This window comes from Tatumella saanichensis, from assembly GCF_000439375.1.
In the GTDB taxonomy this organism is placed as follows: Bacteria; Pseudomonadota; Gammaproteobacteria; order Enterobacterales; family Enterobacteriaceae; genus Tatumella; species Tatumella saanichensis.
The window spans coordinates 24,804-38,133 of the sequence record NZ_ATMI01000056.1; the positions used below are offsets into that span (position 1 = coordinate 24,804).

Genomic DNA, 13,330 nt, shown 5'->3' on the forward strand with positions numbered 1-13,330 from the left:
TATGAAAAGAGCCATCCTTTTCCTGGCAGCAATGATGACAAGTTTCAGCCTGTGGGCTGCCATTGATGCTTATCAGTTTAAATCGCAGGCTCAGGAAGAAGAGTATCGTTCCCTGACTGAATCGCTGCGTTGTCCGAAGTGCCAGAACAACAGCATCGCCGATTCCGGGGCGATCATTGCCGCCGATATGCGGCAGAAAGTCTACGATATGCTGCAGCAAGGACAAAGCCGTCAGCAGATCATCAACTATATGGTCGGCCGTTATGGCAACTTTGTTAACTATAACCCGCCGGTCACGGCTTCAACCCTGATTTTGTGGGCTGGACCGTTGTTGTTTGTTATCGGAGGGGCTGCGGTGATTATTTTACGTAGCAGAAGAAAAAATATCCGCAGTCAGCTGGATTTGTCTGAACAGCAACGACTGGCTGCGTTACTGGATAATGACAGGAAGCCGTTATGAGCGCCTTATGGTTAAGCATCTGTATTTTATTGCTGGCGGCGATTGCCCTGTTTTTGACCAGCGGCTGGCGTGCCGGTAAAGATACCAGCAATCAGCGTGATCAGCTGAATAAAACCTTTTACCGTCAGCGTCTGACTGAGCTGGAGCAGGATGAGCAACAGGGCGTGGTGGCCGAGCGTCAGGAGATGATCACTGAGCTGCAACAGACCCTGTTAACCGATATCCCTGACCAGCAGCATCAGACCTCTCGTACCTCAGGTCGCTGGGTGCTGTGGCCAGGTGTCGTGGTTCTTGTGGTCGTGACCCTGGGTATGTACTTGAAAACCGGTGGTCTGGCACAGGTGATGCAGTGGGAGCAGATCAATGCTCAATACCCACAACTGCGCGCCCAGCTAATGAACCCGAATGATCGGTCGCTGAGTATGCAACAGTTGCAAGAATTTGCCGTTGGGTTGAGAACATCACTGCAGTCCGATCCGCAAAACATGGATAACTGGGCGATGCTTGGCCGTCTTGGCATGGTACTGAATGATATTCCACTGTCGACCCAAGCATTTCAGCGTGCGCTTAGACTGGCGCCGGACAATACTGCTCTGAAACTGGATTACGCGGAAGTGCTGGTACGTTCTCCAGATCCGCAAGATAACCGCCAAGCACAACTGATGCTCACCGAACTGCTCAAAGCCAATCCTGGCAACCTGCGGATTTATAGCCTGCTGGCAGCAGTGAATTACACCCAGCAAAACTATGATACAGCGATTGGTTTTTGGCAGAAAATGCTGACCATGGTACCGGCCGGTTCGAAACAAGCTGATGCGATTGAGCAGGGTATTGAGCAGGCCCGCACCAATGCTGGCCAGCAGACCAGTAAGCTGACCTTGAATGTCGGTATTACACCGCAGGCAGAAAAAATGTTAACCCCGAACGGAATATTGTATATTTCAGTAACCGATGGTGTTTCACCGGTGCCGGTTGCCGTCAAACGAATTCCGCTAAGCCATTTCCCGCTGACCATTACGCTTGATGACAGTAATGCGATGATGCAGCAGAGGTTATTATCTGCTCAGCATACCATTCAGGTACGGGCGCGGATCTCCCGTGACGGCAGTGCCAATCCGCAAACCGGAGACTGGTTCGGCCTAACAAATAAACAACCGTATAATGGCCATCAGACCGTTACTGTAGAGATTAACCAGCAGCAACCCTGAGGAGCCACCTGAATATTGTATAGGGAGATCAGCATGTATTACCGCCTGACCATTCCGGGGTTAGTGGCGCTATGTTTAGTAGGCTGTGCCGGTAAGCCGGCCACCTCGACGCAACCGTCACAGGTCACTACGCCTCAGACCCAGACGACGACGGCTCCTACGACCACTGCGGCGTCAGCCCAGGTTCAGCCTGAATCTGCCAGCAACAGTGGGCAACGCAGCGATCCGTTACAGGGTTTCAACCGCAGTATGTTCAACTTGAACTACAACGTGCTGGACCCGTACATTGTCCGTCCGGTGGCGGTGGCATGGCGTGATTACGTTCCGGTACCGGCGCGTAACGGTATCAGTAACGTGCTGAGTAACCTCGATGAGCCATCGACCATGGTCAATTACCTATTAGTTGGAGATGTGCACCGGGCGGCGATCCACTTCACCCGCTTTTTCCTGAACTCCACACTGGGGCTAGGTGGGCTGATTGATGTGGCGGGTAAAGCTAATCCGCAGTTGGTCCGTGAGCATGCCTATGGCTTTGGTAGCACTCTTGGTCATTATGGGGTCGGCTATGGCCCATATGTAGAACTGCCAGGTTACGGCAGCTTTACCCCGCGTCAGGATGGTGGTGATATGGTTGATACCTTCTATCCACCGCTGAGCTTCCTGAGCATCTGGTTGTCAGCAGGGAAATGGGTACTGGAAGGTATCGAAACCCGCGCCGATCTGTTGGATTCCGATGGCATTCTGAAACAGCAGAGTGATCCTTACGAATTTATTCGTAATGCTTACTTCCAGCGTTATGACTTCTTGGCCAACGGCGGTACCCTGAAGCCAGAAGTTAACCCGAATGCTCAGGCGATCCAGGGCGATCTCAGTGAGATTGACTCCGACTGATAGCAAGGACTTTTCACCTGCGGGCCGCATCTAGCGGCTCGTTTTTTTATAGCGACGGTAAGACAACGTTTGTCTTAGTCGGCAGTTCTGCGCTCGCCATCAGCGCTGTCTCTGATTTCCCTTAAAGTCTGGCTATCCTATTTTACTTCCACGGTCGTTAATAAACTTGCCGACTCAATCGGTTTTACCCTTGGAAATTGAGGTGAATCAAGCTTTCCTCGCTTAGGGGAGTTTGGCGCAGTATTCATCTGGCGGCGCTGCCTTTTTGCAGCATACACTGTGTGCCGGATACTACAGTTCAGGAGCTTGTTATGACGGATGCCATAAAAAAATGCAGTGCTAATGAAACCGCCGCCTGTTGCTGCGTCGATGTCGGCACAGTGATAGATGATAGTGACTGTACGGCGATTTGGACGGCGACCTATGCTGACCGGGCCAGCGCTGTCCAGGCACTGCAAACACTTAGCGAGCGTGCTAAGGCGGTGGAATCTCAGCCTTGTCAGATAAACAGTAGCTTGCAGGAGACCTCAAATGGGATCTGTCTAGAAGCATCCTTTCACTTCAGTTGTCAGGCTGAAAACATGATATTTCAGTTAGGGCTACGTTAAGCTGCGCGAAAAGAGACTGGCGGGCTTGCTGCTCGCCGTACCGCCGTATGGGTAGGGCGCATGCTTAGGAAGGAGCCATTCAAATATCCTATGCCCCGTCCTCTGCGACTCTGGTACTCTCTAACAGCGGTCGCAGCCTAAAGGTTACCGTGGCAGCCCTCAAACTGTGCAGTACCTCCCGGCAATATACATTTTTATTGTCTACTAAATGAACAATCGGTTGACTGTCAGCGTGGCTTTAGGTAAAACACCCGCTTCATCTTCCGGTGCAGTACGCTTTGGGTGATGAAACCGTTCTTTTTTCAATCAACAGCGGTGCTCTAATGCAAGTTTATATCATGCGTCACGGTGAGGCGGCGCTCGAGGCAGCGAGTGATTCTGCCAGACCTCTCACTCACTGCGGATGCAATGAGTCACGCCAAATGGCTCTTTGGCTGAATAAACAGGTGCCGGGGATCGACTTGGTACTGGTTAGCCCTTTCCTGCGTGCTGAACAAACACTTTCCGAAGTTCAGGATTGCCTAGCTCTGCCAAAAAAAGTAGAAGTGTTGCCATCCCTCACTCCTGACGGTGATGTGGTAAAGGTTGCGCGCCATCTTGAGGCTCTCGCTCATCAAGGTCTGAGTGCGGTACTGGTGATCTCTCATCTGCCATTGGTCGGGTATCTAGTGTCTGAACTCTGCCCTAATGAAGCACCACCTATGTTTGCCACTTCAGGTATTGCCTGTATCCACTACGACCCGCTGAACGCTACCGGTAAACTGGAATGGCAGGTCAGTCCATCCCGGTTGGACAAAGCCATCTGAGTGCTCTCTACTGAGTTCCCCGGAGGCTTAAAGTAGCTCTGGGGGGTGCCATTCTTCGACTTCAATCAATACCAATAATGCGGCATCGCCGCCAAACAGCTTAGGTGCTTGATGGAAGGCCATCACATAAGGATGTTGGGCGAGCCACAGTGGGGCCTTCTGCTTAAGAATATGCTTGCCGTGACCGTGCATAATGCTGGCACAAAACAGATGCTCACGACGACAGGCGGCCAGCAGCGCCCCTAGCTCCTGTTTGGCCTGTTGTTGAGTCAGGCCATGTAAGTCGAGAAAAATCTCTGGTGTGTAATCGCCACGTCGCAATTTTTTCAGCTCATAATGGCTGACATCCGCGCGCACATAGCGCACCGGTCCTTCCTCCGATAACAGTGGCTGAAATTCATCGGAAAAATAGTGGCTGTTATCCGCCTGCTCGGAACGTAGTCGCTTTTCAGGAATACGCTGACGACTGGCCCGTACCGGTTGATGTAACACGGTGTCCTGTTTCAATTTTCGGGTGTCAGACATCAATTGCCGGAACAATGCCTGATCATCCTGGCCAGTTTTTTTTTCAGAAGTCATAGGATAATGGGCTTGGTATGGGATGAATCTCTTATTTTTCCTAGCTTAAGCCGAAAAAGCAAATGCCTTTGTTCACCGAGTTCATCACTTTTGGTGATTTAGCTAGCGCGGTGTGCCCACCGCCCAGCAGATTAACTGGATTTTTCAGACTTTAAGGCCTGGCAATCGCCAGCATCAGAGAAAAGGTCGCTTTTTATCATTCCGGCGCTGAATTCTCAGTGACTTCATGGCAAACTATCGCCCGGAATTCAGGTATCGTCCCCGGAGGACATTGTGGACAAAATTTTCGTTGATGAGGCAGTGAACGAACTGCACACCATTCAGGACATGCTGCGCTGGGCGGTCAGTCGTTTTTCTGCGGCAGATATCTGGTACGGCCATGGCACCGATAATCCGTGGGATGAAGCAGTACAACTGGTATTGCCCACCCTCTATCTGCCACCGGAATTTCCGGAAGAGATGTATCAGGCGCGACTGACCCTGAGTGAAAAACACCGAGTGGTTGAGCGTATCATCCGTCGTGTGAATGATCGTGTGCCGGTTGCCTACCTCACCAATAAAGCCTGGTTCTGTGGTCACGAATTCTATGTGGATGAGCGCGTATTGGTGCCTCGTTCCCCGATTGGCGAGCTGATTAACCAGCGCTTTGCTGGTCTGATTAACCATCATCCGGAACGTATTTTAGATATGTGTACCGGCAGTGGCTGCATCGCCATTGCCTGTGCTTACGAGTTCCCGGAAACAGAAGTGGATGCGGTCGATATTTCTGCGGACGCGCTGGCCGTGACCGAATACAACATCGAATCTCATGGATTAATGCATCAGGTTACGCCACTGCGCTCTGATCTGTTCCGTGATCTGCCGGCGGTGAAATACGATCTGATTGTCACCAACCCGCCTTACGTCGATGCGGAAGATATGGATGACCTGCCAAACGAATACCGCCACGAACCGGAACTCGGGCTGGCAGCAGGCAGCGATGGTTTAGTGCTGGTACAGCGTATTCTGGCCCATGCCGCCGACTATTTAACCGATGACGGTGTGCTGATCTGCGAAGTGGGTAACAGCATGGTGCATATGATTGAACAGTATCCGGAAGTGCCGTTTACTTGGCTGGAATTTGAGCACGGCGGTGACGGTGTCTTCATGCTGGATAAGCAGCAATTAATTGATGCACTGCCACACTTCAGACAATACCAGTTTTAATTCCCGAAAAGGCTGCCGTTAGGCGGCCTCTGTTTTGAGATACAAGGAACTACGATGGCCGGAAACAGCATAGGGCAGCTTTTTAAAGTCACCACTTTTGGTGAATCTCACGGAATTGCACTGGGGTGCATTGTCGATGGTGTCCCGCCAGGCATTCCGTTAACCGAAGCCGATATTCAGCATGATCTCGACCGGCGCCGTCCGGGCACCTCCCGCTATACCACGCAGCGCCGTGAACCGGACCAAGTGCGTATTCTCTCCGGCGTGTTTGAGGGGGTCACCACCGGGACTTCCATCGGGCTGCTGATCGAAAATACCGACCAACGCTCTCAAGATTACGGTGCCATCAAAGATCTGTTCCGTCCTGGGCATGCAGATTACACCTACGAGCAAAAATACGGTTTGCGTGATTATCGTGGCGGCGGTCGCTCCTCCGCACGTGAAACGGCCATGCGGGTCGCTGCCGGGGCTATCGCCAAGAAATACCTGAACATGAAACACGGTATTGTTATCCGCGGCTGCTTGACGCAGATGGGCGATGTTCACTGTGAATTACGTGACTGGGACCAAGTCGAACAAAACCCGTTCTTCTCGCCGGATGTGAACGCTTTGGACGCGTTAGATGAACTGCTACGCGGACTGAAAAAAGAGGGTGATTCCATCGGCGCTAAAGTGACCGTGGTGGCAGAAGGGGTTCCGCCGGGATTGGGTGAACCGGTGTTTGATCGACTGGATGCTGACTTGGCGCATGCGTTGATGAGCATTAATGCGGTCAAAGGCGTGGAAATTGGTGACGGATTTGCGGTGGTCGGGCAGCGTGGCAGCCAGCATCGTGATGAGATCCGCCATGACGGCTTCCAGAGCAACCATGCCGGTGGCGTGTTAGGCGGTATTAGCAGTGGTCAGACCCTGCTGGCTAACTTGGCCCTGAAGCCAACCTCCAGTATTACCGTTCCGGGTAACACCATTACCCGCAGCGGCGAAGAAGTCGACATGATCACCAAAGGGCGTCACGATCCCTGCGTCGGCATCCGTGCAGTACCAATTGCAGAAGCCATGATGGCGATCACCCTGATGGATCATCTGTTACGTCACCGCGCGCAGTGTGCGGATGTCACCACCTCGATACCACGCTGGTAACCCCATGAAAAAATATGCGCTTGCGGTTCTGTTGTCTCTGATAAACCTGTCGGTAATGGCGGCAGCCACTCCTTGGCAGAGTATTCAGCACCCGGTGAGTGGTGCACCACAATCCATTGGCAGCTTTGCCAATGGTTGTATTGTTGGGGCACAGGCACTGCCGCTGAATGCACCTGATTATCAGGTTATGCGGCAGGATCAGCGGCGCTATTTTGGTCATCCGCAGTTGATTCAGTTTATTCAGCGTTTTACTGCGCAAGTCGCCAATGCAGGGCTTGGCGAAGTATTGATTGGTGACATGGGTATGGCCGCCGGTGGGCGGTTTAGTAGTGGCCATGCCAGCCATCAGACAGGCCTTGATGTGGACATCTGGTTACAGTTACCAAAAAAGCGCTGGACTGAACAGCAACTGCTGCATCCGCAACCCCTGGATTTGGTCAGTGCCAACGGCAAGCAAGTGGTGGGCCGTCTTTGGTCACCGCAAATCCTGGAGATGGTGAAGCTCGCCTCTGAAGACCCGAAAGTGACCCGTATTTTTGTCAATCCGGCGATCAAGCAGCAACTCTGTCTGGATGCGGGCAGTGATCGGGGCTGGTTACGCAAAGTTCGTCCATGGTTTGGCCATCGCGCTCATATGCATGTTCGTCTTAGCTGCCCGCCAGGGAGCAGCAACTGCCAGGATCAACCGGCACCGCCTCCTGGGGATGGCTGTGGCGCGGAACTGCAGAGTTGGTTTTTGCCCGCCAGTTCTCCTACCTCCCCAGTAAAACGGACGCCGCCGGTTTTACCGGCAGCCTGTCAGGCGTTATTGGATGATCATAAATTATAAGGATTGCTATGGAGTGGTTTGCTGTCAGTCCGCTGGTGGTGGTGGCGCTGTTTTTTGTAGCGGTCGCTGCGGCTTTTATTGATTCTATCGCCGGTGGTGGCGGGTTATTAACGGTACCCGCGCTGCTTGCTGCCGGACTTTCTCCGGCACAGACCCTTGCGACCAATAAATTACAGTCGGTGGGCGGCTCTTTCTCCGCCACGCTCTATTTTATTCGCCGCAAAGCGATAGATATCTCTAAGCAGTGGCCGAATATCCTGATGACATTTTGTGGCGCAATGCTCGGATCGCTGTTGATCCAACATCTGCGTGCCGATCTGTTACGTCAGATCCTGCCGCTGTTTTTGATTGCCATCGGTTTGTGGTTTCTATTGATGCCTAAGCTCGGTGAAAGCGACCGGGCGGCCCGACTGTCGGGCTTTGCTTATGCGCTGGTAGGTGGCGGCTGTGTCGGCTTTTACGATGGATTTTTTGGACCTGGCGCAGGTTCCTTTTATGCGCTGGCGTTTGTGGTTTTGGCAGGGTTCAACCTAGCGAAAGCCACCGCCCATGCCAAGTTGTTGAACTTCACCTCTAACCTTACCAGCCTGCTGTTTTTTATGTTTGGTGGCAAGGTAGTGTGGGGGTTGGGTCTGGTGATGCTGTTAGGTGCTTTCTGTGGTGCCCGCTTGGGCGCGCGCCTGGTACTGAGCCGCGGTCAGCAATTGATCCGCCCTATGGTCGTAACGGTATCGGTGATTATGAGCTTGAAGCTGTTGTGGGACAGCCACGGCCAGGCGTTGATACAGTTACTGGCCCATTAAAACCAGGATTGCGATGCCCGTCGCAATCCTGTCGTGAAATATCTGATGAGTAACAAAATGAGTAGCCATCATTATCAGGATCTGATCACTATTTTTGATCACTGTTTTTTTGACGAATTTATGACCCGCTTGGTGAGGGGAGAAGATGAACCAGTCTACCTACCGGCAGACAATCAGTGTGACTATCACCGGGTGATCTTTGCTCATGGCTATTATGCCAGCGCCTTGCACGAGATTTCACACTGGTGTGTGGCCGGAGAAGCCCGCCGTCAGCAGGTCGATTTTGGTTACTGGTACTGCCCCGATGGTCGAGACAGGATCACCCAACAACAGTTTGAGTCGGTAGAGGTTACCCCACAGGCGCTGGAATGGATGTTTTCGATGGCAGCCGGTTTCCCGTTTAATGTCAGTTGTGACAACCTGAGCGGTGACCATGAGCCGGATCGTATTGCTTTTCAGCGCAAGGTACGCACGAAAGTGGAAACCTATCTACAACAAGGGGTCCCACCACGTCCGCAACGCTTTATCCAAGCACTGCACCGCTTTTATGCCACACCGCCTTTGGAACTTTCACAGTTCCCTTGGCCGGAAGAGTTAGTCTGAGCAGGGAAATACCGATGATTGAAACAGAAGCAAAAATTCTGGCAATAATTGACGAAATGGTAGACAGCGCCTCGGATGATCAGCTATTTGCTGGCGGCTATATCCGTGGTCATCTGACTCAGTCCGTGGCCGAACTGGAAAATGAAGGGCTGAGCAGTTCAGCAGACCTGAAACAGCGCGTCGAACAGAGCCTGCAAAGTGCCATCGCGCAAAAAGAGCTGTCGCCCCCCGATCAGGTTCTGGTGCTGGAGATGTGGTATCAACTCTATCAACAGGCAGCCAACGCCTGATGATCCCGTCGGCCGGCTAGCTAACCGGCCGTCCTTTCAGTAGTTTTCTTATCCAAAAACGGTTTGGCTGTAAGGCATCCAGGGTCGGTTTATCCAAGGGCTGTGGCTCACCACTGATCTGAGCTGCCAGCACTTCGGCTGCCAGGGGCGCGCTACAGATCCCCCGAGATCCGAGAGCAGACAACAGGTACACACCCGGCCATTGCGGGGCTGCGGGCACCGATTCGGGATGATACTGTTGCTGAGCTAGCTGTTGATAGGTGCTGAGGGTCGCCGCGTGATCCGACAGCGACCCGACCATCGGCAGATGATCGCGGATGGCACAACGTACGCCATTACGGGCCTGCTGATCATGGACCTCTACCTGACGGGGCCAATCCACATCAGGTAGACAGTTGATCAATCGCTGATGATTCTGCTGCTGATCTTCCGAGCGATACACTCCCTGACGCTCGCCACGATGGTAACTGGCACCGATACAGTGGCTCTGGTGCAGTGGGCTGCGTGGGGTGAGATAGCCGTCATAGCAGAGTACCGTTTTCAAATTACTGAGAGCCTGGCACTCTGAAACATGGCTGACTTGCCCGGACACCGCATACAGCGGCAGTTGCTGCGACTGAGTGAATTCCGTCACCCGATGCCCATTCGCCAAGATCAATGCGGCGTGAAACCTGTCGGGTTTGTCGGTAAATTGTAGGCACAGCTGGTGCTGTTGCTGATGCCAGTTGTGTAACTCGTGCTGCCAATGACAGCGTAATCCCTGCTGTTGTGCCAGGGAAATCAGTTGTTGCGTCAGCTGTGCTGGGTTGATCCAGCCAGCGAGTGGATAAAATAGACCGTTACAAGGGATCTCTACCCCCGCAAGGTCGCTGGCTTGTGCGGCATCGACCGCTCTCGCCAAGCTTTCTGGCAATGCCATCGCCAGCATTTGTTCGATTTTATGCTGACTTTTTTCATCCCAGCCAAGTTGCAGTACGCCGCTCCATTGGTGTTCAACGTTGCAGGGCATAGCATCGTAATAGCGGCGTGAGAAGTCGAAAGCCGATGGAAAGAAACTGGCTAGCGCTGGGTCGTGGCTATTGAGCAGCGGATAGACAGCCGCCTGCCGATTTCCGGACGCATTTTCTGCTGGCTGCTGATCCGCACAATACAGGGTGACCTGATAACCTCGACGTAACAGGGCCAGAGAGAGACAGGCGCTGGCAATGCCGCCCCCGATAATGGCAATCTCCTTTGCGGGGGCAGGCGGTCGGGCATACCAGGGGCGGGAAAGGGTGAGCTGTGGTTGGTGTTCGATACTGCCACACAGCATTTCCCGTTTATGACCAAACCCTTTACGTCTTTCCACGCGGTATCCTGCCTGTTGCAGCCCACGGCGCACAAATCCTGCTGCGGTAAAGGTGGCAAAGGTCCCGTCCGGCCTCGACAGACGTACCATGGTGTCAAATAGGCGGTCAGTCCACATCTCGGGATTTTTCGAGGGGGCAAAGCCATCGAGGAACCAAGCATCCACTTGACGATTCAGGCTGTCATCAAAGGTGTCCATCAGGGTGTTAATATCCCCGAGCCACAGATCGAGGGTGACCTGACCTTGGCGGAATATCAGACGTTGACAGCCGGGTAGGGCTTGTGGCCACTGGGCTTGTAGTTGTGCGGCATACTCTGCCAGTTCCGGCCAGTGGCGATGGGCAGCCTCTAAATCTTGCCGGGTCAGCAAAAATTTTTCACAACTGATAAAGTGCAACCGCTGCACAGTCTGTGATGGATGTTGTGCCAGAGCTTGATCAAAGGCCTGCCAGAGTGTCAGAAAGTTCAGCCCAGTGCCGAAACCGGTTTCCGCGACGATAAAAAGATCACGGCTATGGGTGTCAAACCTCTGCGGAAGCTGGTTTCCATTTAGGAAAACATAACGGGTTTCTTCCAAACCGTTGTCATTGGAGAAATAGACGTCATCAAAAAATTGGGAAACAGGTGTACCCTGTTCGTTCCATTGCAGAGTTGCGTGTTCGATCCGGGAGGTTGTCACTGTCGGGGCTCATTGGTCAGGCAATAGGCGGATTTTATCGATATCGCACGAATGACGCAAATTTACACGGGAATTTGCTGATCGGACTTGTTCGGCTTACAAGTGTAAGCTAAAGTGCATCGTCAACAGAAAAGATGTGAAAGAGGATTTTGAATGAAACGTGCAGTGATCACTGGCCTGGGGATTGTTTCCAGCATTGGTAATAATCAGCAGGAGGTTCTGGAATCCCTGCGGGAAGGGCGTTCTGGTATCACCTTCTCTGAAGAGATGAAAGAAGCAGGCATGCGCAGCCATGTGTGGGGCAATGTAAAATTGGATACCACAGGCCTTATCGATCGCAAAGTTGTGCGTTTTATGAGCGATGCGTCTATTTATGCTTTCCTGTCTATGGAAGAAGCGATTAAAGACTCTGGCCTGACTAATGAGCAGTACCAGAGCAACCCACGGGTCGGCTTGATCGCCGGTTCCGGTGGTGGTTCTCCGCGCTTCCAAGTATTCGGTGCTGATGCGATGCGCAGCCCGCGTGGTCTGAAAGCGGTTGGTCCTTATGTCGTGACCAAAGCGATGGCGTCTGGTGTGTCTGCCTGTCTGGCAACACCGTTTAAGATCCACGGCGTTAACTACTCTATTAGCTCTGCCTGTGCGACCTCTTCGCACTGTATTGGTAACGCGGTTGAGCAGATCCAGTTAGGCAAGCAGGACATCGTGTTTGCCGGTGGCGGTGAAGAATTGTGCTGGGAAATGGCCTGTGAGTTCGATGCGATGGGTGCATTGTCGACCAAATACAACGACACGCCGGAAAAAGCGTCTCGTACTTACGACAAGCAGCGTGATGGCTTCGTCATCGCCGGTGGCGGCGGAATGGTCGTCGTCGAAGAGCTGGAACATGCTCTGGCCCGTGGTGCCCATATCTATGCGGAAATCGTCGGTTATGGTGCCACCTCTGACGGTGCCGATATGGTTGCGCCATCAGGTGAAGGAGCGGTGCGTTGTATGAAGATGGCGATGGAAGGTGTTGATACCCCTATCGATTATCTAAACACCCACGGTACGTCAACGCCAGTCGGTGATGTCAAAGAGTTAGGGGCTATTCGCGAAGTATTCGGTGACAACACCCCAATGCTGTCTGCCACCAAAGCCATGACCGGTCACTCTTTAGGGGCTGCCGGGGTTCAGGAGGCTATCTACAGCCTGCTGATGCTGGAACACGGTTTTGTTGCCCCAAGCATTAACATCGATGAGTGTGATGATGCGGCTGCGGGTATGAACATCGTGACCAAAGCGACTGACAAAAAACTGACGACAGTGATGTCAAACAGCTTCGGTTTCGGCGGTACCAACGCCACCCTGACACTGCGTAAATACCAAGCGTAATCAGGTGTGAGACAAGACAAACCGGTCGACATGCGACCGGTTTTTTTTTGTCTATCAACCGTCGCATACTCCCCATTGACCCCATCGCCATCAACGGCCGTATTACGCGGACTGGCCTTCCGAGGCTGGCATTAATCCAGAAACGGTAGCGAGGTCTTGCGTACCAGACTGTATTATATCTTTGTTGACGGAGTCGGCTTGCGGCAGCAAGTGGACAGACCCGGCACGGTTAGATCAACCAAGCTTTCGCCAAGACCGTTCAGCAGGCTACATCTGTCACAATGAGTGGGGCCGTAACGTCATATCCCAGATCTAGATAATGAATATTGCCTGTGGTGGCTTCGTGATTTTCGGATTTTAGTCCGAGAGTAGCAGCGGAGTCTGGGCCATGACATGTTGATGATATGATTAGGGCGATCGCTTTTGACAAAGCGGACCTGATTATAAACACTTAACAGTCTATTCGGACTGTACCAGCCCTGAAGCCCGCTGTGCTGGTGTGTTGTT

The 13,330-nt window shown here is 52.7% G+C and carries 14 protein-coding genes; 12 read left to right on the forward strand and 2 right to left on the reverse strand.

Annotated features, from left to right (window positions below; genetic code table 11):
* The first annotated feature begins 1 nt into the window (after position 1).
* From DW47_RS0115830 to sixA, 5 genes are all read left to right on the forward strand, one after another.
* Entirely contained in the window at positions 2 to 460 is a 459-nt protein-coding gene (locus DW47_RS0115830) for a cytochrome c-type biogenesis protein (RefSeq protein WP_029687404.1), read from the forward strand.
* Positions 457 to 1,668, forward strand: a complete 1,212-nt coding sequence (gene ccmI / locus DW47_RS0115835; protein ID WP_029687405.1) for a c-type cytochrome biogenesis protein CcmI — start codon at positions 457 to 459, stop codon at positions 1,666 to 1,668. The genes DW47_RS0115830 and ccmI overlap by 4 nt, the downstream gene beginning before the upstream one ends.
* A 33-nt stretch (positions 1,669 to 1,701) precedes the next feature.
* A complete protein-coding gene (gene mlaA, locus DW47_RS0115840; RefSeq protein ID WP_029687406.1) occupies positions 1,702 to 2,559 on the forward strand; it encodes a phospholipid-binding lipoprotein MlaA in 858 nt (285 codons plus the stop codon).
* Positions 2,560 to 2,870: 311 nt separating this feature from the next.
* Positions 2,871 to 3,167, forward strand: a complete 297-nt coding sequence (locus DW47_RS0115845; RefSeq protein ID WP_084689085.1) for a YfcZ/YiiS family protein — start codon at positions 2,871 to 2,873, stop codon at positions 3,165 to 3,167.
* 323 nt (positions 3,168 to 3,490) lie between these two features.
* Positions 3,491 to 3,973 (forward strand): phosphohistidine phosphatase SixA, encoded by a 483-nt coding sequence (gene sixA, locus DW47_RS0115850; RefSeq protein WP_029687408.1) that lies wholly within the window; start codon positions 3,491 to 3,493, stop codon positions 3,971 to 3,973.
* Between the two features lie 27 nt (positions 3,974 to 4,000).
* Here sixA and smrB read toward each other — a convergent pair whose 3' ends face one another.
* Positions 4,001 to 4,552 carry an endonuclease SmrB gene (smrB, locus tag DW47_RS0115855; RefSeq protein ID WP_029687409.1) on the reverse strand — a complete coding sequence of 184 codons (552 nt, stop codon included), beginning with the start codon at positions 4,550 to 4,552 and terminating at the stop codon, positions 4,001 to 4,003.
* 273 nt (positions 4,553 to 4,825) lie between these two features.
* Between smrB and prmB the strand changes: the two genes are divergently transcribed.
* From prmB to DW47_RS0115885, 6 genes are read left to right on the forward strand one after another with little or no spacing between them, the layout of a single operon-like run.
* Complete coding sequence (prmB, locus tag DW47_RS0115860) at positions 4,826 to 5,758, forward strand: 50S ribosomal protein L3 N(5)-glutamine methyltransferase (protein WP_029687410.1); 933 nt, start codon at positions 4,826 to 4,828, stop codon at positions 5,756 to 5,758.
* A gap of 54 nt (positions 5,759 to 5,812) precedes the next feature.
* Positions 5,813 to 6,898: a chorismate synthase gene (gene aroC / locus DW47_RS0115865; RefSeq protein ID WP_029687411.1), complete on the forward strand. Its 1,086-nt coding sequence runs from the start codon at positions 5,813 to 5,815 to the stop codon at positions 6,896 to 6,898.
* A 4-nt stretch (positions 6,899 to 6,902) separates the two neighbouring features.
* Positions 6,903 to 7,727 (forward strand): penicillin-insensitive murein endopeptidase, encoded by an 825-nt coding sequence (gene mepA, locus DW47_RS0115870; protein WP_029687412.1) that lies wholly within the window; start codon positions 6,903 to 6,905, stop codon positions 7,725 to 7,727.
* 8 nt (positions 7,728 to 7,735) lie between these two features.
* The gene (locus DW47_RS0115875; protein ID WP_029687413.1) at positions 7,736 to 8,530 is read left to right on the forward strand and encodes a TSUP family transporter; all 795 of its coding nucleotides are present in this window, start codon (positions 7,736 to 7,738) and stop codon (positions 8,528 to 8,530) included.
* 57 nt (positions 8,531 to 8,587) lie between these two features.
* The gene (locus tag DW47_RS0115880; protein ID WP_029687414.1) at positions 8,588 to 9,133 is read left to right on the forward strand and encodes an elongation factor P hydroxylase; all 546 of its coding nucleotides are present in this window, start codon (positions 8,588 to 8,590) and stop codon (positions 9,131 to 9,133) included.
* 14 nt (positions 9,134 to 9,147) lie between these two features.
* Positions 9,148 to 9,423 carry a YfcL family protein gene (locus DW47_RS0115885; protein ID WP_029687415.1) on the forward strand — a complete coding sequence of 92 codons (276 nt, stop codon included), beginning with the start codon at positions 9,148 to 9,150 and terminating at the stop codon, positions 9,421 to 9,423.
* A 16-nt stretch (positions 9,424 to 9,439) separates the two neighbouring features.
* Here the strand turns inward: DW47_RS0115885 and mnmC are convergent, their stop codons facing one another.
* Positions 9,440 to 11,449 carry a bifunctional tRNA (5-methylaminomethyl-2-thiouridine)(34)-methyltransferase MnmC2/FAD-dependent 5-carboxymethylaminomethyl-2-thiouridine(34) oxidoreductase MnmC1 gene (gene mnmC / locus DW47_RS0115890; RefSeq protein WP_029687417.1) on the reverse strand — a complete coding sequence of 670 codons (2,010 nt, stop codon included), beginning with the start codon at positions 11,447 to 11,449 and terminating at the stop codon, positions 9,440 to 9,442.
* 153 nt (positions 11,450 to 11,602) lie between these two features.
* Between mnmC and fabB the strand changes: the two genes are divergently transcribed.
* The gene (gene fabB, locus DW47_RS0115895; protein WP_029687418.1) at positions 11,603 to 12,823 is read left to right on the forward strand and encodes a beta-ketoacyl-ACP synthase I; all 1,221 of its coding nucleotides are present in this window, start codon (positions 11,603 to 11,605) and stop codon (positions 12,821 to 12,823) included.
* The last annotated feature ends 507 nt before the right edge of the window (positions 12,824 to 13,330 follow it).